The organism is Corynebacterium durum (assembly GCF_030408675.1).
In the GTDB taxonomy this organism is placed as follows: domain Bacteria; phylum Actinomycetota; class Actinomycetes; order Mycobacteriales; family Mycobacteriaceae; genus Corynebacterium; species Corynebacterium durum.
In genome coordinates this window covers 195103-218959 of the sequence record NZ_CP047200.1, presented here as the reverse complement: position 1 = coordinate 218959, position 23857 = coordinate 195103, and the positions used below count along the sequence as shown (strand labels likewise).

Sequence of the window (23857 nt, the reverse complement as noted above, 5' to 3'; positions counted from 1 at the left end):
AAGAATCAACTACGGTTAAGAAAGTGCAAAGCAATTTTATTGCTGTGCTGTTCGCACTCGCCTCCGCGCTCACCATCGCCTGGGGGACAGTCGTGCGGCACCGCATCGCCGAACAAGCCCCCGGTGACGGATCCAGGTTCACAAACGCCCCGATCCTTACCGTCATTAGCCGACCCCTCTGGTGGGCAGGCACAGGAACAGCCCTGCTTGGGTACTTCCTGCAAACCATCGCCCTGGGTTTTGGCACGCTGCTGGTGGTGCAGCCAGTACTGGTGCTCTCCCTCATGTTCACCCTTCCGCTTTCCGCGCTTTACGACGGCCGCCGCATCAGCAAAACCGAAACCTTCTGGTCCGGGGCACTCACCGTAGCGGTGGCCGTTTTGGTGATCCTCGGACGACCGCTTCCCGGAATCACACACCCGCCCCTTGAGCGGTGGGTACCTGCCCTAGCGGTCGGCATCGTTGTCATGGCCGGCTTAGAACGCTTTGCGCACATCCGACCCAACCGCGAAAAAGCCCTCATCCTCGGCATAGTCACCGGCGCGCTCTTCGGCTACGTCGCTGTGCTCTCCAAAGCAGCCGTGGAAATCTACCAGTACTACGGCGTGATCGGATTGATCACCAACTGGGAAGGCTACGCTCTGATCCTCGGCGCGACACTCGGGACCGCCGTGCAACAATCCTCCTTCAACGCGGGCGCGCTGAAAAACTCCCTGCCCGCCATGACCATTTCCGAACCCATCGTCGCCTTCAGCCTCGGCTACATCGTGCTTGGCGAAAAATTCCAGGTCACCGACCTCGGTTGGCTCTGGATGGCCCTCGCCCTGATCACCATGATCATCTCCACCGTGGTGCTGTCCCAGAAGAGCATGAAGGAGTAGGGCGGGCGCACAATGTGCTTATGCTCAAGCTCGAAAAAGGGCTGATTTCGTGCCTGACGATGGGCAAACTTTGCAGTGCACGCTTGCGGTGGTCTACCTCGTGTGGTTGTGACAAAGGTAATGCACCTCAAGGACGGAAATCTAGTAGAGCGCAGCTAACTGCAATGCCTTGAACAAAGTTAGTGCAAATGTTTGCATGAATATACGTCTACCACCGGGTACGACATTGGAGTGTTTCCATACCCGGCCATGGACCTATCCATCCAAGAAATGTCATGGCTTATCAACCGACACCCTCCTCCACCTGACCGACATCTCCACAATCACCTCCCCCTTCCGGCGGAGTTTTTGCCCGCCGAAATTTCCCCTGTTCAGCCGATGTGCTGTGACCTGCCTTTTTGCCAAGCTTAATGAGTGTCAACATGACGGTTCTCAGGGTACTTTTCAGGGTGTTTTTCAGGGAAAACCCCGATGTTGCCACATCCCCAACATAGATATGCTCAGTTGCATGTCAGCACTGTTCATACTGTTCAGAATTTTGAGGTGATTATTGTGTCGCGTTTGTTGTATCGGCTCGGTCGCGCCGCGTATACGCACAGATTGAAGTTTATTGCCATGTGGTTGCTGCTTTTTGCGGCGGCCGCAGTGGCAGCGGGGGCGTTAGCGAAGCCACCAAGTAATTCATTTAGCATGCCAGGCGCGGAGTCGGTGGAAGCTCAGGAGGAAATCAGCCGGCGTTTCAACACGTCAGAGGATGAACTTACAGCTCCAACCGGCATGATTGTGGTCAAGGCGAAAGAGGGCACCCTCAGCGACCCGGAGCAGGCGGTGAAAATTGACGCGATCGTCGATAAGCTGAAGCATTCGGATGCGCTGAAGAGCAAAGATATGATCGTGAACCCGGTGGCAGCGGACGCGGCGATGCGGCAGGGCAACCCCAACAGCGCGGACGTGGACGAGCAGTCACCACTGAGTCCGGATAAGACAACGGGGATTATCCAGGTGATGTTTGATGCAGCGAAAATGCAGGATGTTGATAAAAATAAGGTAGCGGACGTTACTAAACTGCTGAAAGACAACGCGGATGGCCTTGACATTGCCTACACGGGCAACGCATTTGACGGCGCAGAGCAACCGGGCATGCAGAGCGAGCTGGCGGGTGTTCTCGTGGCAGCTGTGGTGCTGCTAGTCACGTTCGGATCGCTGGTGGCTGCAGGAATGCCGCTGGCCACGGCAATCGTGGGCGTCCTGCTTGGCTCGCTGGGCATTAACGCGGCGTCGGGCCTGACGGACAGCATCGATCAGAACACCACAACCCTGGCCACGATGATCGGCCTGGCCGTTGGCATTGATTATGCGTTGTTTATTCTGTCGCGTTTCCGCAGCGAGCTGATCCAGTACGTGGACGGCCATAACTTGACTCCTAAGGAGCTGGCACAACGTCTGCGCAGCATTCCCCGAGACAAGCGCGCGCATCTGGCGGGGCTGGCCGTGGGTAAGGCGGGCACGGCCGTAGTGTTCGCCGGGCTGACGGTGATTATTGCACTGGTGGCGCTGGTGATTATCAATATTCCGATCATGTCCGCCATGTCACTGGGTGCTGCGGGAACAGTGGCTATTGCCGTGCTGGTAGCTATCGGTTTACTTCCCGCAATTCTGGGACTGTGGGGCACCCGTGCGTTTGCGGCACGCATGCCCTTTATCAAGGCTCCCGACCCAGAGCAGGAGACCCCGACGATGGGTACCCGCTGGGTGCGCATGATCCGCAAACACCCGGCCTTGTTCCTGGTGGCAGGCGTTCTTGCGCTGGCGCTACTGGCTATCCCCGCTGCACAGCTGCGCTTGGCCATGCCGACAGGTGGCAGTGCGGCCGCGCCGGGTTCGCCGAGCCGCACCGCCTACACCATGATTGAGGATGCCTTCGGCCCCGGCCGCCAGGCACCGATGATCGCGCTTGTCGACGTCGCGTCCCTCCCCGAGCAGCAACGCCCCGAGGCATTCACCACCGCCGTCCGCGATTTCGCAGGAATGGATGGCGTGAAAAATGCCCAGATTGCCACAGTCAACGATGCTGGCGATGCCGCCCAAGTGATGATCATCCCCTCGAATGGCGCGACAGATAAACGCACTGTGGATTTGTTGCACAATCTGCGGGATCACAAGTCGGATTTCCAGGAGCAGACGGGTGCCTCGTACCGCATCACAGGCATGGCACCGATAGTCCAGGATCTTTCCGACCGGCTCTCTGGCGTACTGATCCCCTACGTTGCCATTGTCGTTGCGCTGGCGTTTGTGCTGCTCATGGTGGTATTCCGTTCCATCTGGGTGCCTCTGATTGCCGCGCTGGGATTTGCACTATCGGTGGCAGCAACATTCGGCATTACGGTGCTGATCTGGCAGGAGGGCTTCGCCGGACTGGTCTCGGACCCGCAGCCCCTGATCAGCCAACTTCCGATCATATTGATTGGTAGTGTGTTCGGGTTGGCTATGGACTACCAGGTATTCCTGGTCACTCGCATGCGCGAGGGGTACCACCACGGCATGAACGCTGGGCCTGCGGTAGTGTACGGCTTCAAGCATGGTGCCCGCGTGGTCACAGCAGCCGCGTTGATCATGATCAGTGTGTTCGCCGCCTTCATGTTTATGGACCTGCAACTCATCAAAGTCATGGGGTTTGCCCTGGCCACGGCGGTGCTGTTTGACGCCTTCATTGTGCGCATGACCATCATTCCCGCCACCATGTTCCTTCTCGACGCCCGTGCTTGGAGCATTCCACGCTGGCTCGGCCGCCTACTCCCCAACGTTGACATCGAGGGAGAGAAACTTACCTCAGGGTTAACGTAAATTTTCAGGGTATTTTTCAGGGAAACCCCTGATGTTGACACGCCCCCAACATGGATACGCTCAACTGCATGAAAGCACTCATATCCCTGCTGGGGGTGATTCTTGCTATGGCCTTCATGGCAAGCCCAGCACATGCTCAATCACATGAGAATGACCGTTACCAGAAACTCGCAGACGATCTTAAAACACCCGGTCTTGCGGTGGTCACCTTTGATGCCAACGGCGTGACCGATGAACACTACGTCGGTGTTGATTCAAACAGCAACCCCATCGGCCCGGATTCCCTGTTCATATGGGGATCCATTTCTAAATCGTTCACGTCCGCACTGGCGATGATGTTAGCTGAACAAGGAAAAATTGATCTCAATGCGCCCCTCACCAGGTACTATCCCGAATTCCAAGGAACAGCACTGGGCAATAATGGTGCCACCGTCACTGACCTCATACACCACACGGCAGGACTGCCCCGAGAACTCAATCCCTATCCCCACAACCTGCAAAGTGTCATTGACGGGGTAAAAGACCTACCATCAGTCGACCCGGTCGGCACGCATTCCTACTCAAACATCAGCTACATATTGCTGCAGCAACTGATAGAACGCGCCACTGGGGAATCGTATAGCACGCTGTTAGAAACCTACGTGGATCCGGCGACCGGCGTGACTCCTCTTAGCCGCGCAGCCACGATAAACAGCACTGTCCCCGCAGGCTACGCACCCTTCTTCACTGGAAACCTAGCGGTGCGGGAGCCTATTCAGGACTACGAAATCGGCGAAGGCAACCTCGCCGGGACTGGAAGGCAACTCGCCGACTACGGGGCGTGGCTACTCCGCCAACACCAAGCCGGCCAGCTACCAAGCACCTTGTCCAAGGTCTCCACCACTGATGATTACGAGTACGGCGCGGGGCTTTTCTACGAGCAGTTCGATGGAACACAGCTGGTATATCACAGCGGGGCTGTTCCTGGATTCAAATCCTACATGGGCTTCAATCAGCAAACCGGCAAGGGCGTCGTGGTGCTCTACAACGTCATGGGGCTTCGTGATCAGATGAACACTGGCATCGTCACGCCGACACTGGTCTTCGCGGAGGAAACCCTGGGTGTGACGCCCAAGCAACAATCCTCCAACACCCACTGGGGTGACGTGATTGTGTATACCCAAACCGCGCTCATTGTGCTTGCTCTGCTGACCATCGGCCGCGTGATATACACGTGGGTGCGTCGCACTCCCCCGGCGCGAAGCACAAGGCGCAGGGTGATCACCATTGTCGCAGCTCTTGTACTAGGGATTGGCAGCGTGCTGACCCTCGTGTTCGGACCAGTGGCTCTTCTCGGTTTCACGTTGCCGCTGTTGTATATAACTGCCCCCGATCTCATGCTGCAATGTTGGATTCTCGCGGCGGAGATCGCCGTGCTCACCGGCCTGATCGTTATCCGTCAGATCGCCCAGGGGAAGACGCCCAGCATGTAGGCCCCAAACCACGCGCCCCACAGTAACCAGCTGACGGCAATGGTGATCTGCGCGGGCGTCGATAAGCGGCGAGCAAAGAAGAACACCAGCGGAAGGAGCAGTAGATACGCCGGGATGAGTAGGCGCGGGCGGGAGTGCATAATGCCGTCGGAAAGCAGGATGTTGGCGGCGACGGCGGCGCTGAACACCCAGATTTGCCACGGTAGTTTGCGGAAACTCCCGGCAACAATGAATACAAAGGCGATCATGACGGCCACCGAGAGGAAGTAGCCTAATTCACGGGAGGCAAACATGGTGAAGGTGGCGAATTTCCAGGTGGCTATGCCCCAGTCGAACGCGGAATTCCAGCCCTCGCGCTGCATGCCGAAATAGCCGCCAATGTGGGTGAGGTAGCTGGAGGACCACCACAAATACCACAGTAAACCCAGGGGTGAAAGCAGAGTCGCGAGCCAACCTCGCCAGTTCTTCCGGTCGGTGGTGAGTACGGCTAGGAACAGCACCAACATCACGTCCACGGCGGTAATGCGGGTCAGGCCGGTGGCAAAAACAAGGAGCCCGGCGAGCAACCAGCGGCGGTCCATAATGGCCACCAGAGCCCAAATAGATAGCGCCCCGAACAGGGATTCCGAATACGCCATATTGAAAGTGATGCCCATGGGCACACCGGCAATAAGAACAGCCGCGAGGATGCGGGCGCGCTGGGTTTTAGCGCCCCAGTGGTTAATGCTGGGAATGCGGTTGACTAGGGCCATGACACCGGCGATCATCACCACCCCGAGAAGGAAATTCACACCATACGCAATGGTTTCATGGTGAAGCCCCGTGATCGGGTGCAGCACCGCATGCAGTCCGCGCAACAGGTATGGAAACCCCGGGAAAAACGCCAGAGAGCGTTCGTAAACAGGCACCTCCACCACGGGTTCTGTGATGGCAAAGTAACCGTCGCGGGCGATGCTCACATAGTATTCCGCGTCCCAACGGTAGAACAGGGAATGCAGTGTGTAGCCGTTGGCGGTGGCCATCATGCCCATGATCACCAACCGCACTAGTGAGGCAACGCTGAAAATGCCGAATGCCCACAGCCAGTCCACTCGAGTTAAGCCCACCGGGCGATCTGCGGTAACCGGGGGTGTGTGATCCAGGGCTGGGTAATCCGGGGGATCTGGGGCTTGTTGCGACACTGCCCCATTATCCCTTAAGCGCTATCCCCGTTGGAAGTGGGGTCGGGCGAAAAATCTCCATGCCTGATCCCATTTCTATGGTAGCTTTCTAGCTTTTTGCCCATATCACGGAAAGATACTGTAGACTGTACAACATGCTGCGCGCACGTCTCCTCCTTCTGTGCCGCGGCGGGTCAACGGTCTAGAGCACGGCTGGCACCCCGTCGCGGAGTTCAGGCGCGCCAGCCGTGGCCCATAGGAAACTGGGTAACCAACCAATCCCCAAAGGAATTTTTTAAGCCATGGCCCCCTCTGATGCATTTATCTCCGCCCCACGTGACATTTCCACCCCGGCCGGCCCCCGACCCGACGGCCAGCCCGCGTGGAATAAGCAACGCAACTCCTCTATGCCCGTGAAGCGCTACCATCCGTTTGAGGTTGAGGTGGAGAAAATCGAGCTGCCCGACCGTACCTGGCCAGACAAGGTGGTTGATTCCGCACCGCAGTGGTGTGCGGTGGACCTGCGCGACGGCAACCAGGCCCTGATCGATCCGATGAGCTCCGAGCGCAAGCACCGCATGTTTGAACTGCTGGTGCGTATGGGCTACAAGGAGATTGAAGTGGGTTTCCCCTCTGCCTCCCAGACTGATTTTGATTTCATACGGGACATTATCGAAAACAGCCTCATTCCCGACGACGTGACCATCCAGGTACTGGTGCAGGCCCGTGAGCATCTGATCCGGCGCACCTTTGAAGCCTGCGAGGGCGCAAAAAATGTGATTGTGCACTTGTACAATTCCACATCGATCCTGCAGCGCAACGTGGTGTTCCGCAAAGACAAGGACTCCATTAAGAAGCTGGCTACAGACGCGGCGCAGCTGATCAAGGAGATTGCCACCGAGTACCCAAACACGAATTGGCGCTGGGAGTACACCCCCGAGTCCTTTACCGGCACGGAGGTTGCCTACGCCAAGGAGGTGTGTGACGCCGTGGTGGAGGTCATGGATCCCACACCCGAGAATCCGATTATTGTGAATCTGCCCTCCACCGTGGAGATGACCACGCCGAACGTGTACGCCGATGCCATCGAGTGGATGCACCGCAACCTGAACCGCCGGGATTCCATCATTTTGTCGCTGCACCCCCACAATGATCGTGGCACGGGTGTTGCCGCTGCGGAACTGGGCTACATGGCTGGTGCGGACCGCATTGAGGGCTGCCTGTTTGGCAATGGTGAACGCACCGGCAACGTCTGCCTGGTCACCTTGGGCTTGAACCTGCTGACCCAGGGTGTGGACCCCCAAATCGATTTCTCCGACATTGAGCAGATCCGCCGCACAGTGGAGTACTGCAACCAGCTGCGCGTGCCAGAACGCCACCCCTACGGCGGTGACCTGGTGTTTACCGCCTTCTCCGGTTCCCACCAGGATGCCGTGAACAAGGGTCTGGACGCCATGGCCGCTAAGCTGCGCCCCGGCGCGAGCCACACCGATGTGAGTTGGGAGGAGCTGCAGGATATTGAATGGGAGGTTCCCTACCTGCCGATTGACCCGAAGGATGTGGGCCGGACCTACGAGGCCGTGATCCGCGTGAACAGCCAGTCCGGCAAGGGCGGTGTCGCCTACATCATGAAGACGGATCATGGTTTGACCCTGCCGCGTCCCATGCAGGTGGAGTTTTCCTCCGTGGTTCAGAACGTCACTGATGCCGAAGGCGGCGAGGTGGAGTCGAAGCACATGTTCGACATTTTCGCCCAGGAGTACTTGGATCGGACCACTCCGTTGGAGCAGGTGTCCATGCAAGTTGACGCCGCGAAAACGGAGAATGATACCGCCACCATTACCGCCCAGATCCGCTTCAACGGCAAGGACGTGACGGTGACAGGCACGGGTAACGGCCCGGTGTCGGCATATGCAAACGCCCTGGAATCCATTGGGGTGGACGTTGAGGTGCAGGAGTACACGCAGCATGCGCTGAGTGCGGGTGACGACGCCGCGGCTGCCGCCTACATCTACGCCGAGGTTAACGGGCAGAAGGTCTGGGGTGTGGGGATCGCCCGCTCCATCACCTACGCTTCCTTGAAGGCCGTGACGTCCGCGGTTAACCGCGCGCTTGGCTAGCCGCTACTTTTCCAGAAGGTCCGCCAGTTTCTTCTTTGCGCGGTGAATACGCACTTTCACCGCAGACAGGGAAGCATTCTGGTGGACCGCTATTTCTGCGTATGTTAGCCCCGCCACTTCCGCGAGGACGAGTGCTTCGCGGGAATCAGCATTGATCTGTTGCAGTGCGATACTGAGCCGGTCATGGTCAGCAAGTTGTTCTTCAAAGGCGGCTGCTGTGTCCTCCAGCTGGATGAAATAACCGTCTTCATCATCGTCAATGGGTTTTTCTTGCTTGCGTTTGCGCACTAACGCTACGGCCGCGTTGCTGGCGATGCGGTAGAACCAGGTGCCAAATTTCGATTCGCCGCGAAAGCGAGACAGATTTTTCCACGTTGAGGCCAGCGCATGCTGAAGTGCGTCCTCTGCATCATGCTGGTTTTCGGTAATGCGCATGCATACGCTCCAGGCAATGTGTTGATACCTGGTGACAAGTTCCGCGAAGGCACGCTCGTCGCCCTCGCGTGCTTTGCTTAGAAGCTCAGCATCATCATTCATGTACCCAAACAAACCTTCACTCGTATGCGCACACCACAAATAAAGTGGCGTCGCCGCCTATCAACCTCCTATCAACTTTAGCCTAGCTCAACCTATTTTGAAGACAAATGCATACAGCTTTTATGCTATCCATTGATGTCAAAGTCAATGTCTATGTCGTCGGTATCGAATCCATTGTCATCATTGTGATAGGTGACTGCACTGTTGTGGCCATCGTCGTTGTCGTGAAAAGTGTCGTCATGGGACACGTCAAACGTGAGGTCGTGCTGCCCGAAGTCGCTGTTATCGTCCCCGTTGTCCATATCATCAACGTCGTCATGCGTGACCTCGTCATGAGCCTGATCATTGGCATCCGTGGAATCATCGGTTGCATCGGCGTCGATAAGCATGATGCTGTCGAAGTCGGTGTCGTCCAATGTGATTTCATCCGACTCGTCATAGTCGGGGACGATGGAGGCATCAATGTCGTCATCAGGCATGGCGAGAGCGTCGGAGAGGATTCGGTCCCACACGGCTGGGTCCAGGGAATCCACTGGTAACGAAAGATCAGGGGTCAAGGGAGCCGCATCATCGTGGGGCATCGTCATCATCCATCAACTCCAGAGCATGTGCATTTTACCGCAACGTTACTGAATAACATCACTACCTGTCACGTTAACAAAAGCGAGTTGCGGGTTGTCGCTAGTCCCACCCAGATCAGGGTCACCCTCGGTGGTGGCCACCATCTGGAAGCCACTGTCTGCCCAGGCATCCTCAAACTGACTGATCGGGACCTGAGTGCCATTCCCATCAGGGTTACCCGGATCTTCCAGGGTGACCATGCCTGTATTGGTATCAATCTCAGAGACAACGAGCGCGTGATCTGGCATATTATCTTCGCCAGCCGCATCAGCGGAATCGCCCCACAGCTCGCCGGAATCCACGGCGGCAATCACGCCGCAACCAGCGTCAAGGCGAGCGGCGAGGTCATCCATAGAACTCGTAACAGTCTCACAGGGCACGCCGGAGGCATCCAGCAATGTCTGAATATCCTCCATATACAAGCCTTCGGAAATGTCCTGCGTGAGGCCCATGTTGTACGCCTGGTCCACCATAACCTGCGGGTCGGTGATGCCAGCGTCAGAGAACTCGTTGGCAATAATGGCCACGGAGGTGGGGCCGCAATAACCATCTACCTGTTGGTAGAACCAGTCAGAGTTCCACTCGTAGGAGTTGCCGTACACGCCATCATCATCCAGTGCGGGCTCCTCCCCTGGAGCAGGAACATCAAGGGACGGGTCGGATTCGGGCGCAGGATCGGGAGCGGGGGCGTCGATAACCGGATCATGGGTGGTTGGGTCGTGGACTTCCGGTGCGGGGGCAGGGTCGGCATGACCGGGATCAGCATCGTCAATGTCCACGGTATCTGGATCCACCATGTTGGGGTCAGCAACGGCGGGGTCCTGCACTGCGGGGTCCTGCACGGCAGGGTCGTGCGTGGTCGGATCGATGGGATGATCGTGCAGATCAGGCACAACAGGGAGGCCGTCATCCGGGATATTGACAGCCGGGTCGTCGGCAATGGGATCCACGAACGGATCTGCGAAGGGGTGATCATGCCCCATATCGTCGAAGGACTCATTGAAAGAATCGTCTTCGAGGTCGCTCGGGTCAATGAGCGAGTTCAACTCATCGAACATGGAGTGGTCGTCATATCCGTCCATGGAGGTCATTACCGTTATTTCCTTGTGTGTTGCAGTGGGAAGGGAGGAGTGAAGGTCGAGCTGTTAGAAAGTGCCGTCCATACCAGCATCGTGCTGGACGGAGTCGTGTCCGAGGTTGTCAAAGTTATCCACAGAACCAACTGAACCATTGGCGTACGAGCTAGCATCCACGTTGGTGTCCATGATGCCGTCACCGTCGGAGTCGAAAGCTGCGTAGTCGAAGTTTCCATCACCGTTTACATCGTGATAAAGCACGTTTGCGTGACCATCCATGTCTGAGTCAACAGCGGCGACATCAAAAGTGCCGTCCTTGTTGTCGTCCATCAGCTCCACATCGGTGATGCCATCGCCGTCCAAGTCGAGCTGAGAATCAACAACAACATTGCCCTCAACTGTGTCTTCCTGGAACACTTGGCCGGTTGCGCCGTCGGCGTAGCTGATCACGTCCATGTCACCATCGTCGTCAATGTCGGACGATGCAACCACAACATTGTCTTCTTCAGTGGTGACGGCCGTTTCAAACGTGCCGTTGCCATCTAAGTCAACATCGGTGAGAATAACCTCGCCCTGGTTGTCGAGATAATCAATCTGCTGCACACCATCAGTGGTGGAATGTACGACGTCGATGCTGCCGTCGCCATCAACATCGCGGCTGGAAATGTTCTGCGCATCGCTTGCGTACGGGTCGGCGATCAGAACATCATCCTGGGAGTAGTCCGGGCTGAAACCGTTCGAAATGTCCGGTTCAGGCTGGTCAGGCATGTGATCGACAGGAGTTGCGCTTGCTGAACCTGAGCCAGCCGAGCCTGCGCTAGCTGAGGAACCAGCAGCGGCAGAAGAGCCGGCTGCAGCGTCGTGGGTCACGGAGGATCCGGCAACGTCGGAGGAGCCAGCAGATGACCCGGCGGCATCGGAGGAGCCTGCCGAGGAACCACCGGCTGCATCGTGGATGGCAGAAGAACCGGCTGCTGCTTCAGCGTCGCCTGAGGAGCCTGCGGATGACCCAGCAACGTCAGAAGAACCGGCAGATGAGCCACCTGAACTGGTGAAGCTACTAAACGCGCTCTGCGCACCATGGATAGCTGCCTCGATGTTTTCCTGCATACCCTGCACTGGATTGTCGCTCATGAATATTCCTTTCTTGTTGGCAGGTCCCGCTTGTTACGGTCTTGGTTATGACCGTCAGCGCTGGCGAACCTATCTGCTGGACACTACTTAGACACGCCGTAGCTACAGAAAGTTACAACCGATGATCATTTTTATTTTGGGAACCTAGCTACATCAGTCCGGCCGCCTGGAGATAGGCCTTTGCAGATTCCTTGTCCTTCAGATCAGAGCTGGTCAGGATGAGGTTTGTCTCAGTACTGGAGTAGGCCAATGAGTATTTGTTGTTGCTACCGGACGTTGCGGTGTCAGAGTAGATAAACGCAGCTGCGGTTTTGTTGCCGTTTTCCACGGTTTCAGTGTCTTTGTTGCGTGTGTCGTACCAGCCTTCAGTGATACGACGACGCTCAATATCCGAGCTGTCAGGGTCGATGTTGAACGTTACTATGGGAACCGATGTCGAGTCCCTAGCGAAGTAACTATACGCGGAACTTCCTTCCTTGATCTGGCATTGAACTTTCAGTCGACCAGTCTCAGTAGTTCCGTTGAGTTCGCATTTATCCAGGCTTTCCCTGAACTTGGACGGGGCAGCGGCAATCACTGCCTCACGACTCACCAAGTTGCCCGCGCTTGCACTGCTAGTAGCCGCTGCGGTTGGTTGTGTCGTGGTCGTTTCCTCCGAATTACGGTTGCCCAACAGATACAACGTCGTTGCACCAATCGCTGCCACTGCAACAACCGCTGCTGCTGCAATGATCAGGTTTCTGCGGGTTTTCGTGGGCGCGCTTGTCGACGCCGCAGGGGTCGCCGAGGCCACCTGCCCTGCGGGTGCTGTCGCACTAGGTGCTGATGCACCGTAATTCGTTGTGCCATAGTTCGGAGTACCATAGCCGGATGACCCGAAGTCCACTCCACCCTGAGCCGGTTCTTGCATAGTCGGGGCATCTGCACCCATGTTGTGCGGGGTCATGCCGCGAACGATGGGGCCTAAGGCGGAAATGGCACCTTGAGCGACCACGGTTTTCGGGTCATCCAATGTGGCGAGTGGTCCAAAATTCTTGAGGCGGTCCTGCACAAGCGGAATACGTGATGAGCCGCCGGTGAGATATAACGCAACAAGATCCTCAGCGTTGGTGATTCCCGCGTCGGCAAGCGTGGCTCGGGTCAGCGCCGCAGCTTTATCCAATGCCGGGGAAATAATCTCTTCAAATTCGGCGCGAGTGATCTGAAAACGTTCGGTCTCACCACCGCCGCTGACCACTACCGTGGCGTAGGAAGCCTCAGAGAGAAGTTCCTTAGCACGGCGGATGGAATCTTCCAGCGCGTGGCGTTCCTGCAGAGGTGCCTGGGTGCGGAAGTAATCCAGGAGTTCTGGGTTGCGGTCATCAAGCTGCTGGTCAACCCACCTGCGCATCATCGCATCGAAGGTTTTTCCACCCAGTGTGTTATCGCCGCGGGCAGCAATCACATCGAAGGCATCATTGTCATTGGCTTCCAGCACGGCAACGTCCAATGTGCCACCGCCGAAGTCGAACACAGCGATGCGTTGCCCCGGCTGCAGGGCTTTTGCTCGGGAATAGTAGTGCGCGGCAGCCTGAGGCTCGGAAATGGTGGTGATTTTCGCCGCCGACAAGCCCAGTTGGGCAGCGGCATCCAGCAGAACCTTAATCTCGTTGGAGGACCACGCCTCCGGGTGGGTGAGCACCAGTTCGGAAGGCTGTACGTTGCCATGTTCGCGAGACACGCGCTGCACTACGGAGGACAACACCGCAGCAACCGGCATGGAGGCGGACAGATCATAGCCGTTGACCTGGAACATTTGCTGCGGGATCACGCGCTTGGGTGCCGGAATGAAACCCGCAGGGTTGGACTCAGCCTTGTCCATAGCGACGTCGCCAACGTCGATCTGCTCGGGTGATTCGACGTACACGGACGAGGACATAGTAGTGCGGTTGTGGCTAAGATTCACCGCCTCAACGGTTCCCTTGACGGGGTTTGTGTGCGCCGCCGCCGTGTTGGAGGTTCCAAAGTCAATGCCAATGGTCCAGTTTGTCCCGGACATGTAGCCGCCCTTTCACAATGTTCTTTGTAGATAAACGCAACACCAGGGAGACCACAACTACCAGCGGGGTCTCCCGATGCCTCTAGTTTTTGACGTTTTCGATCTTCTGATCAGCTTTCTTCAGAATCTCATATTGTGCCGCGGCCATCTGTGAGACTAGCTGCTTCTTGTCAGCCTTGTCTTGCGGTTTGTTGGTGTAGGTGCGGTCGCTAACATCAGCAACATAACGGCCATTAGTCACGTAACAAGCATATTGAGTACCATTCACCTCTTCGTTCTCGGTACAGCTAGTACCTGGAACGCCCTGCGGTTCATCGTACTGTTTTGCCCCGGCTTGCAGATCCTTGGACATGAAGGAGTTGAGGATCGCTTGGGCACCAAAATCATTATCGGCACGGAACACAAGCGAGACCGCCTTACCATTCTTCACTGATCCAGCTTGCGTAATAGTGTCGTAGATGTTTTTGGTATTGGAGTAAAACGCTGCCGTACCACGCGGACCATACGTACCTGGGACCTGCGCAGAATCCCCCTCACGTTTTTGCAAAGCATAGATGGCAATGTTGTTGGGATCGTGGGGTGGATAATTTGTAGCTTTACCGTATCCTGCTGGAGTTTTTATGCCCGGGAACTGCTCCAGCAATGGAATCTGCTTGTCGTAGGATTTTTTGACATAGTCTCGACTCCATTGTTCCTGACCAACAGGCGTCGATGTCCATGTATAGACTACATACTCATTGTAGGGAGTAAACGCGCTATAGTCTGTCTCTCCTGTACTCTCCGATGTATAATGCGCTGCGTAAGTGTTGGGCATGTTGGGGATAGAGTCTGGTACATAAGACACAGCCAACTCACCTTCAGCGACAGGCGCGGTAATTTCCTCAGCCAGCTTCTGCGCCACCTCTTGCGCGGTTGCAGGGCTGTCATAGCGCAGCACTACCTGAAATGTGGTCATCGCTGGATCCACAGCCCGAGCTTTGGGAGCTTCCGCCGAATTATAGTAGCCGGATTGCAATCTGTTGTCATACGCTTTCAGCATATCGACAGCCCGATTGGATGCAATCATCCCCAAGTTACCCGCACCGAGAACTGCGCGGCCACCCTTACCTTTACTCAACACAGGATCAACTTCATACGGCATGGGCACGTACTCTGCCAGCAAAAACGACTCAGTAATGTGACCAGTTTCTGGGGTGGGATCCGGTATCGGTTTGAGTGGCTCCGTCTTGAATCCGCCGGTGTCAAAAGCTTTGGCGGCGTCCGACTCCTTTCCTGCGCCGACAGCGTCGGTAGCGGTGGATGTCTGCCCGGTCGAGCCGTCCTGAGACTTGCTTAACGGGTTAGGCAAGTTTCCGCAAGCAGATAGCAGCGTAACGCTGAGCAAAGCTACGACGCTGGCCTTCAGCTTCTTCATGGCGTCTCCTTTTTGAGATAAAAAGTACAGATAACATCTTAGGCTGTCAGCCCTCAACATTTGCTTGGATGCGTATAACGTGCGAAAGGTTACAGTCACCTTAAGTTTTCGATAGGGTAAATAAGCGAATCGTGCCATCACCGAAAGTGACACATTGTGAAAACAGAGATACGTACAGGTCAAGAGGCTGATCACAGCGACATTGAAGACCGCGCAACCAAGCTCCTGACAACCATTACCGATAAAATCCTGCGTCAATACAAGCTTGATGACATTAGCGATCTTGCCGTCGCCCGCGCATCAAGCACGCAGCAAACACGATCGGTCGTTGTTGTTGGAGAGGTTAAACGCGGCAAAAGTTCTCTGGTAAACGCGATCGTCGGCAAGCGAAATGCCTCACCTGTGGGCGTGAATGTCACAACATCAACGGCGATTGCTCTGACCTCCGAGACGGATGAGTTACGGGAGGGCCAAGCCTGCCTGTTCTACCCCGACGGTGAAAAAATCGTGCGCCTCAATGAGGTGGGTGAATGGATCAATGCTGGTGCCGTGCGCGCCGCGCAAGAGGACGCGGATTCCCTGCCCACCCGCGCCACCATTCCGATCCGAAGGATGCCGCTGGAGGGTGTCACCATTGTGGATACCCCGGGTGTGGGCGGGTTGGACCCGAAGCTGTCGGCGCTGGCGAAAGTGTCGGTGGATCAGGCGTGTGTGCTGGTGATCGTGTGCGATGCGTCGACCACCATCACCAAGCCCGAGATGGATTTTATCCGTGATACCGGTTCCGAAATCGAAGCCATCATCGTGGCCGTCACCAAGACCGACAAGCACCTTGTGCGCTGGCAGGAAATCGTGGAGCAGAACAAGAAACTCCTGCGTGAGCACATCGGCCGCGATATTCCCGTGGTGGGCGTGTCCAGCCTGCTCGCAGTGATTGGTTCGGAAATGTCCATGGCGGCAGGTGGCGGCAAAGTGCTGGAACTATCCGGCATCAACGACCTCAATGCGCTGATCGCCGGCAAATTCCGCATCGCCGAGCATCTTCCGCTGGCCAATGGCCTGCGCATCGCGACCAAAGGACTCCGCGACCTCAGCGAGGACCTGCAGCAACGGCTGGAGATTCTGCGGGAAGGCGACGCCGCCGTCCCCGACCTATCCAACCGGCTCGAAGAACTCAAACAGCTCAAAAAAGAAGGCGAAAGCTGGGACTACTACCTCGGCCGCGACCTCACCCTCATCCGGCAGGAGTCCATGGACCAGCTGGAACAAAAACTCGATACCATCCGCGAATCCTGGACCGAGCGCATCAACAAAAACGGCATGGCTGTGCTGCGCAAAAACCCGCAGTACTTCACCGCAGAAATGGAACGCGAATTCCAGACTGCCATCGGCGAAACACTCACCTACTTTTCCACCGAGCTGGAAAACAGGATCGTCAAACCCAGGTTCGTTGACTCTGACGTCATCTGGGAACAAATCAGAAACGAAGTCAGCTCCGCCTTCATTGGAAAAGAACTACAAACCCACACTGTGCAGACAAAACGCCAAGGGCTTCTCGACCCCATGATGCTCATGATGGGCATGTCCGGCGGCTCCATGCTCGGCGGGGTGATAGGCACCATGGTGAGCTTCACCGGCCTTGGCGCCATCGTCGGCGTCAGCTGGGTGGCCTTCAACGTGGGCTTCCGCGCCATGCGCTCCGGCAAAACCAACCTGCTCAACTGGATGCGCGAAACCACCGCCACCTCAAAAATGTTCACCTCCAAAATCCTTGAAGCAGCCATCGCCAACGCCCGGCCCGCCATCCAACTCCGCTACCGCGAATACCTCAAAGACATGCTGGACACCACCCAAAAACAAATCCAGGAAGCCGAGCGCGTGGCCAAAGCCGACCAGGCCAGCCGCGAAAAGCGCAAAAAGACGCTGGAAAAGAACATCACCATCATCAACAAAAACATCACCGCGGCGGAAAAAATGATCACCGAACTCACCTCGCAGGTAGCCCGCCGCGGACAGCAAGGATAAGCCGAGATGGACCTCACATCAATCGCACTCAACCAAGCCCTCGACTACCTCGGCACCTTCAGCCCCGCGCTGTACGACGAGGCACAACGCATCCGCCACACTCTCGACGCCCCGCCACGCATTGTGGTGGTCGGGCGCCTCAAATCAGGCAAATCCACGCTGGTCAATGCCCTGATCGGCGCTCCCGTGGCCGAAACCGCTGCGCTCGAAGCCACCAACGTGGTCACCGTCTTCCAATACGGCGCACCCGACCGCGCCGAAGCCGTTCTTCTGAACGGCGAACGCCTACCCATCACCATCCAGCGCGGCGAAGTGGCGGCGCTCCCCGCGCCTGTTGAAGAAATTAGCTTCATCCACCGCTGGATGCCCACCGCCTCGATCAAAGACTTCTCGCTGATCGACACCCCCGGTCTTGCCACGTTGACCGTGGAAAACGAACAACGCACCCGGCGCATCCTCATCGACGGCTACGAACAAACCAAAGCCATGTCCGTGGATGCCGATGCCGCCGTCTTCCTGTTCGATGCCACCCCGCGCATGGATGAAGTGAAGTTCATCAAGGATTTGGGATTCACCTCCCTGAACACACTCGGTGTGCTCTCCCGTGCTGACTCCTTCGGTGAAGGTGCACTCGGCGAACGCGACCCCCTCGAACACGCACGCCAACACGCCGACACCCTGGCCGCGCAACTCTCAAGCTCCGTGCTCACCGTTATCCCCGTTGCTGGATTGCTCGCCGAAACCTCTCACACCGGTGTAATCACGGAAAACGACGCCCGCGTCATGGCCAGCCTCGCTGAGGCCACCGAATTTGACCTCATCGACATCATTGCTTCTGGAGGTGACGCTGTTGAGGGTGGCACCGGCGGTGATGGTGCCGGTGCGGGTGGTGCCGGTGGGACGCAACAGCAGGAGATCTGCAGACGCGTTGTAAGACTCATTGGTGAATATGGGCTATTCCGCGCCCGCAACGTCGCCCGTCGAGGTGCCAGTGAACTCAACGAATGGGCCACCACCAAATCCGGCGTACCCGAGCTGCGGCAATTACTGGTCACGCGCTTTGGCAAGTTCGCCACCACACACCGTGCTGGGCGCATAGTTAAAGAAATAGAAAGCCTGGCTTTTAGTAGGCAACACCCCAAAGATCAGATACTCAACCTGGTCTCCACCATGCGCACCGACCCGCGTCTGATCACCGTGTTCCTGCTCCTGGATTTGAAAGCAGTCCAAGACACCAACCCCAACACCCAGCTCATCCAAGAACTGACCCAGCTGATTGCCGGAGACACCTTCCAAGAAAAACTTGGGCTCCCCGTTACGGCATCAATGTGGGACGTAGTGAACACCGCCCAGCAGAAACTCCAATGGGCACACATGGAATCCCTCTCCGCCCTCACCCCCGCAGAAGACGCGGCACTCGTGACCATCCAACGCGCCTACAACGACCTCATCCGCATGGCGCAGAGGCAGTGAGGGGCGCGTTAGATGGTAGTAGGTGGGATTGCTATCTAGCTAGTCTTCGTCGTCCTCCATGAACGGCTCAGCAATAGCCAGCAGGCCAGCCACCGATGGGCACACATACCACGAACCGGTTTCAGCATCGGTGAAGTAGGTCAGAGCGTCGCGTGGGCCACCATCGGCACCGGCCATCTGGCGAAGCATTTCTTCCAAACGCCACTGCTCGAACGAGAATCCAACGAATGTGGTACCGTGATTTTCCAGTTCCCCGTAGGAGGTGTTGCGGCGGAACACATCTTGTTCTTCTCCGTCTTTTTCGACCACAGTGCGAGAAACGTGTGACGAGTCAGGCTTAACATCGTCAGGCAATTCGACGCTGTCTTGCTTAGTACGGCCGATCACGTCCTGTTGCCTATCCACAGACAAGTTGGACCATTCACGAATGCGATGGCTCCACTTTTGGAACAACAACACAGACGAGCCGGCACCAGGTTGACCAGTAGGAACACCGACCAGTCCAGGCGCTTCCAGTGCACCTGGGTTCTCGGTGCCGTCTTCAAAGCCAGTGAGGTCGCGGTTGAGCTCATAGGCCCAACCGACTGTTTCATCAGCGAGCTTGAAGTACCCCTTGAGCTGCTTCAGAACGTAGGAAGACACCTCAAACGCCTGAGAACGAGAGAACGACGCTACCCACACCCATGCATCATGCTGGGTAGCGGGCATTTCATACCCGTCTGTGCCTTTGAGAGGTTCGTTGAACCCATGGACGTCGTTAGGCACGTGCTGTGCGTCAGAGACTTTGGCCCACAGTTCGGGGCGCACGCCAACCACGGCGTTGGCCCCGACGGTAGTGGGGAGATTGATTGTCGCAGCTAGGCTGCCGATTGCTTCCTTCGGATCCTTGCCTTCGACAAGGTCAAGTTCCAGGTACACGTGATCAGTGGTACCCAGGGCTGTGATTCCACTTTGATGAGTCATGGTTCCATTATGCGCGATGGTGGAAGATGGAGGTAATGAGGGCCGATTTTCATTTTAAAATCAGCTCAAGAAAGAAAAATTATACACCTTACCAAAACCAAGATAAGCATCCTGCGATACGCTTATCTTGCAATCAAAACCCAAAAGTTGATTCAACAAACATCAGCCCTCCATTCCTCTAACCTTATTCAAAATTAACAGCACTAGAATCGACTACATTTCGATATCCAGATTTTTAGCCTGATTCCAATTTTTAGCATCCTTAATACTAATAGCATTAAGAAGTGTATTTTTAAAGTCAGCATTTCGCACATCAGCTGATCTTAGGTTGGCTAATTCTAAATCCGCCAACCTAAGATCAGCCCCCTCCAAATCAGCCGACTCAAGATTAGCCCTATTTAAATTGGAAGACCTAAGATGAGCTCTGTGCAGTATAGCAGACTCAAGGTTAGCCGATTCTAAAACAACTAACTCAAGGTGCGCGTCACTAAGATCAACATAGGACATCTTAGCATTTGACATCACAAATCCATTGGCAAAGATACCTCTTAAATCCAAATAGACATCACCTCCTACCACAGGTATTGAGCAACCAATCACCATCCCAGAAAAGTCTAATTTAATAAGAGAGTAAGGACCTTCTTCTCTAAGTCTTTGCTTCAATCCTCTCGCGCGAGACTTCAGCACATGCATATTCTCAGTATCAAACTTATAAGCAATATCAAAGAGCTCCTGCCGATGACGCAAGCCCTCTTGCTCTAGCGAATCTTTCTTAGCTTTATCTCCCCCAATTCCTGTAATTTCCGATTCAATCAGTGCATACCAATCGTCTATTTGGAATAAAATTTCTTGCACCCCGGCAGCCTGTTTGAGCTCATTTTCACTGGATAAATGTTCAATCGCCGATGCCAGTTTTTCAGCAAGGTCAATACGCTGAGTAATTGATCGCTGAACCCTATCCTTTTGAGCCTCCGCCGTTAGCCGTTCATGCTCCCGTTCAGACTCTGACTTAAGCCGTTCATCATGCATCTTTGCCTCAGATTCAAGACGTTCATTTTGTCGCTTATCTTCTCGTTCCTGCTGCTCGATGAAACGTCCCTGAGCAACCCAGATAGTTAACATACCTCCAGCTGTAGGCATCAATACAAAAGCAATCCGCTCATAGTCACGATGCCCTGCCAGATATAGACACCACGCTGCCCCAACAATAAAAATGACAGCAAGCACCGGAAGCAACCACTCCAAAATAAACACAGAGCGCCGATGACCCCACCCCAGGAAACGTTGCCTTACTGTCTTCTTTTCTCCATCTCTTCCCACTAATACCAGCTCCCACTATTAACAATATTGCGTTTTGCAATAAGATAATAGCTGGGAGCTGTAACATTACTCAATAATTTTACAGGCAGTCCATAATGCAAGTACCCCCAACCTACACAACCTTCCTCACCCCCTCTTAGTAACTGGCACAGCAAACGACTTCCGATCCCCCACCCATTCACTCTCTGGAACAGCCTTTTCCAGCGCAACAAGATCATCAGCACTAAAGCCATAGCGCATCGCCCCCGCATTCTCACGCACTCGTTCTGGTTTGCGCGTGCCGGGAATGGGAACAACGTCATCGCCTTGGGCGAGCAGCCAGGCCAAAGCAACCTGCGAAACAGTCATACCCCGTGATTCCGAAAAAGTAGTTAATGCATCTACCTGTTGCATATTGGCGGACAGATTGGCGTCAACAAATCGCGGGTCATTCGCGCGAAACGGACTTTCAGAAACAGCGCTAGCGTCCAGTCGCCCACCGAGTAACCCACGCCCGAGCGGACTGTAGGGAACAACCCCCACTCCGAGCTCACGAGCAACGGGGATAATGCTGCGTTCGGGTTCGCGCCACATTAGTGACCATTCCAGTTGTACTGCTGCGATGGGGTGAACACCCACAGCGCGTCGTAGTTCATCGGGTGTGACTTCGGAAACCCCGAGATGGCGCACTTTTCCTTGAGCTACTAGATCACTCATGGCATCAACGGAGTCTTCGATAGGTACCTGAGGGTCCACGCGGTGCAGGTAGTAGAGGTCGATGGTGTCGGTTCCTAGTCGGCGCAGGGAATCGTCGCAGTAGGTGGCAATGCGGTCGGGGTGGGCGTCCAGCCCAACACCGTCGTCGCGGCGCATGATGCCGAACTTTGTCGCGATCTGAATCTGCTCACGCGGCACGCCACTGCTTGCCACAGCTCGCCCAACCAATTCTTCGTTGTGCCCTTGCCCGTAACTCATAGCGGTGTCGAGCATGGTGATTCCAGAGTCGAGAGCTGCATGAATAGCGGCAACGGATTCGGCGTCGTCAACGGGCCCGTACCCCTGGGAAAGGCCCATGCATCCAAAGCCAAGGGCTGAGGTCTTCAAACCGCCGAGATGTCGGACGGCCGTATCTGCAAAGTTGTGTTCTGATGTCATGCCACCAGCCTGGCATTCATGGAACTATATGTCTAAGACAAAGTTTTCATCGTTCCCATCACGATTTATTATGACACCATGGAACTGCGTTACTTGGAGTCTTTTGAGGCGGTTGTGCGTTGCGGTGGTTTCACTAAGGCCGCCGAGGACCTACACCTTGCTCAACCTGCGATTTCGTCTCACATCAAGAAGCTAGAGCAGGAGTTGGGAGTAACCCTGTTGCATCGCTCACGAACCGTCACGCTCAGCGCCGCCGGTGAGCGGTTTCTTCCCTATGTTCGCCAGGCTCTCGCTGATCTGGACGAAGGAAAACGCCTGATGCGAGCGTTCCGGTCGGTCTCGGCGGGTCATGTTCGGGTTGCAGTGACCCCACTAACAGGAAAATTTGACCTGGTGAGCGCGCTCAGTCGCTTCCGAACGCGCTATCCGGGTGTCACGGTATCGCTGCGCACTGGCCTCATCGCAGAGCTCATACACGCCCTTGGGGAAGGCCAGGTTGATGTGGTCATCGGCCCTGCCGATGCCGATGCCGCCCACTCCAAACATCTACAGCATCAAGAAATTGCACCTGAACACCTGGTTCTTATCACTCCCCTGGCGGGTCCTCGCCGCGTCACCTCATTAAAGGATGTGGCAACCGAACCCTTCATATGCCTGCAACCAGACAGCGGCCTGCGTCAACTCTTAGACCAGGCTTTCGCAACCTTCAACGCACAACCGCGCGTGGAGTTTGAAACGCACAGTCCTGCGAGTATTCGCGAGTTGGTTACGGCTGGGATGGGGTGCGCACTGATCGCGCACTCCGTGGCAGAAGCACCAGGTCCGGCGGTCCAGGTTCACACCCTGTCGGGCCTTCCCCCACACCCGCCAATCAGCGCTCTGTGGAAGCCGGACGCCGATCCGCCCATTGTTCGGTGTGTGGAAGAACTCGCCTGCTAAAAGTTTGCTTATGCCCAGGTCGGAAAAAGGCCGTTTGCGTGCTTGAAGGTAAGCACACTTCACGCGCCCCTAACCTTCCACCTCCTTTTCCATCCCCCGAATAATGAACTCGACTTTCCGGTCAAGCGTCCCACGGTCGGTCCAGCTGGGATCGGGGACGAAGACGCTGGTATGGGTGGTACGATCACGCACAACCTCAATACCGGTTCGGCCGTCATCACCAACCTGCCGGAGCGCTGCAACACCGATGTGGCAGGCAATGGTGGTGTCTCCAATGAAGTCGAAGGCGAAGGCGGCTTGTTCTTCGCTGAGCCCTGCCGCCACAAGTTGGCCCACAATATTTCGAAGGTAGTCCTCAATGTGCGTGAATGCACTGGGAAACTGGAAGATGGTGATGTCCAGGCCGGGGTATTTTTCGCAGCATGCCCATACTTCTTCGGCTGCATGGCGGAGGATATCTTGCCAGCTCAGTCCGTTGGGTGGTGGTGTCATGGAGCGCCCAGCATGGGCAAGGCAGGCGTGGACGAGGGCGTCCCGGTTGTCAAAGAGCCGGTAGACGGCCGAGGTAGCCACGCCGAGTTGGGTGGCCACACCAGCGATGGTGAAGCGGTCAATGCCGAGGCGGAGTGCAGCCATAACAGCGTCTTCACTGGTGAATTTAGGTTTGGGGCCGGTTTTGCGGCCGAGTCGTGGTGTGACCATGGTG

The 23857-nt window shown here is 56.0% G+C and carries 18 protein-coding genes; 7 read left to right on the top strand and 11 right to left on the bottom strand.

Annotation, left to right across the window (positions count from 1 at the left end; genetic code table 11):
- Positions 1-23: 23 nt before the first annotated feature.
- The 3 genes from CDUR_RS00935 to CDUR_RS00925 all read left to right on the top strand — a co-directional run bounded on the left by CDUR_RS00935 (position 24) and on the right by CDUR_RS00925 (position 5197).
- Positions 24-881 carry a DMT family transporter gene (locus CDUR_RS00935; RefSeq protein ID WP_179418644.1) on the top strand — a complete coding sequence of 286 codons (858 nt, stop codon included), beginning with the start codon at positions 24-26 and terminating at the stop codon, positions 879-881.
- Between the two features lie 552 nt (positions 882-1433).
- A complete protein-coding gene (locus CDUR_RS00930; RefSeq protein ID WP_290208102.1) occupies positions 1434-3725 on the top strand; it encodes an MMPL family transporter in 2292 nt (763 codons plus the stop codon).
- Positions 3726-3793: 68 nt separating this feature from the next.
- Positions 3794-5197 (top strand): serine hydrolase domain-containing protein, encoded by a 1404-nt coding sequence (locus CDUR_RS00925; RefSeq protein WP_179418642.1) that lies wholly within the window; start codon positions 3794-3796, stop codon positions 5195-5197.
- Here the strand turns inward: CDUR_RS00925 and CDUR_RS00920 are convergent.
- On the bottom strand, positions 5164-6378 hold the full coding sequence (locus CDUR_RS00920; RefSeq protein ID WP_179418641.1) for a putative hexosyltransferase: 1215 nt from the start codon (positions 6376-6378) through the stop codon (positions 5164-5166). The two genes, CDUR_RS00925 and CDUR_RS00920, sit on opposite strands and share 34 nt — an antisense overlap.
- 281 nt (positions 6379-6659) lie before the next feature.
- Here CDUR_RS00920 and leuA point away from each other — a divergent pair, with 281 nt between their 5' ends.
- Positions 6660-8477 (top strand): 2-isopropylmalate synthase, encoded by a 1818-nt coding sequence (gene leuA / locus CDUR_RS00915; protein WP_179418640.1) that lies wholly within the window; start codon positions 6660-6662, stop codon positions 8475-8477.
- Positions 8478-8480: 3 nt separating this feature from the next.
- On the opposite strand, the gene CDUR_RS00910 is transcribed toward leuA, so the two are convergent.
- From CDUR_RS00910 to CDUR_RS00885, 6 genes are all read right to left on the bottom strand, one after another.
- Positions 8481-9014 carry an RNA polymerase sigma factor gene (locus tag CDUR_RS00910; protein WP_006061442.1) on the bottom strand — a complete coding sequence of 178 codons (534 nt, stop codon included), beginning with the start codon at positions 9012-9014 and terminating at the stop codon, positions 8481-8483.
- A 125-nt stretch (positions 9015-9139) separates the two neighbouring features.
- Positions 9140-9604: a hypothetical protein gene (locus CDUR_RS00905; RefSeq protein ID WP_179418639.1), complete on the bottom strand. Its 465-nt coding sequence runs from the start codon at positions 9602-9604 to the stop codon at positions 9140-9142.
- Positions 9605-9640: 36 nt separating this feature from the next.
- Positions 9641-10726, bottom strand: a complete 1086-nt coding sequence (locus CDUR_RS00900) for a C39 family peptidase (RefSeq protein WP_179418638.1) — start codon at positions 10724-10726, stop codon at positions 9641-9643.
- Between the two features lie 54 nt (positions 10727-10780).
- Entirely contained in the window at positions 10781-11845 is a 1065-nt protein-coding gene (locus CDUR_RS00895; protein ID WP_179418637.1) for a hypothetical protein, read from the bottom strand.
- Positions 11846-11993: 148 nt separating this feature from the next.
- The gene (locus tag CDUR_RS00890) at positions 11994-13883 is read right to left on the bottom strand and encodes an Hsp70 family protein (protein ID WP_179418636.1); all 1890 of its coding nucleotides are present in this window, start codon (positions 13881-13883) and stop codon (positions 11994-11996) included.
- 82 nt (positions 13884-13965) lie between these two features.
- On the bottom strand, positions 13966-15297 hold the full coding sequence (locus CDUR_RS00885) for a DUF7373 family lipoprotein (protein ID WP_179418635.1): 1332 nt from the start codon (positions 15295-15297) through the stop codon (positions 13966-13968).
- Positions 15298-15453: 156 nt separating this feature from the next.
- On the opposite strand from CDUR_RS00885, the gene CDUR_RS00880 reads away from it, so the two are divergent.
- Positions 15454-17322, top strand: coding sequence for a dynamin family protein (locus CDUR_RS00880; protein WP_179418634.1), 1869 nt, complete (start codon positions 15454-15456; stop codon positions 17320-17322).
- A gap of 6 nt (positions 17323-17328) precedes the next feature.
- Positions 17329-18795: a dynamin family protein gene (locus CDUR_RS00875; protein ID WP_179418633.1), complete on the top strand. Its 1467-nt coding sequence runs from the start codon at positions 17329-17331 to the stop codon at positions 18793-18795.
- Positions 18796-18834: 39 nt separating this feature from the next.
- Here the strand turns inward: CDUR_RS00875 and CDUR_RS00870 are convergent, their stop codons facing one another.
- From CDUR_RS00870 to CDUR_RS00860, 3 genes are all read right to left on the bottom strand, one after another.
- Positions 18835-19758, bottom strand: coding sequence for a Dyp-type peroxidase (locus CDUR_RS00870; protein WP_179418632.1), 924 nt, complete (start codon positions 19756-19758; stop codon positions 18835-18837).
- Between the two features lie 213 nt (positions 19759-19971).
- Positions 19972-20985 (bottom strand): pentapeptide repeat-containing protein, encoded by a 1014-nt coding sequence (locus CDUR_RS00865; RefSeq protein WP_218865461.1) that lies wholly within the window; start codon positions 20983-20985, stop codon positions 19972-19974.
- A 219-nt stretch (positions 20986-21204) separates the two neighbouring features.
- Entirely contained in the window at positions 21205-22212 is a 1008-nt protein-coding gene (locus CDUR_RS00860) for an aldo/keto reductase (RefSeq protein WP_179418631.1), read from the bottom strand.
- Positions 22213-22290: 78 nt separating this feature from the next.
- Between CDUR_RS00860 and CDUR_RS00855 the strand changes: the two genes are divergently transcribed.
- On the top strand, positions 22291-23151 hold the full coding sequence (locus CDUR_RS00855; protein ID WP_179418630.1) for a LysR family transcriptional regulator: 861 nt from the start codon (positions 22291-22293) through the stop codon (positions 23149-23151).
- 69 nt (positions 23152-23220) lie between these two features.
- Here the strand turns inward: CDUR_RS00855 and CDUR_RS00850 are convergent, their stop codons facing one another.
- Positions 23221-23853: a TetR/AcrR family transcriptional regulator gene (locus tag CDUR_RS00850; protein ID WP_179418629.1), complete on the bottom strand. Its 633-nt coding sequence runs from the start codon at positions 23851-23853 to the stop codon at positions 23221-23223.
- Positions 23854-23857 lie beyond the last annotated feature (4 nt).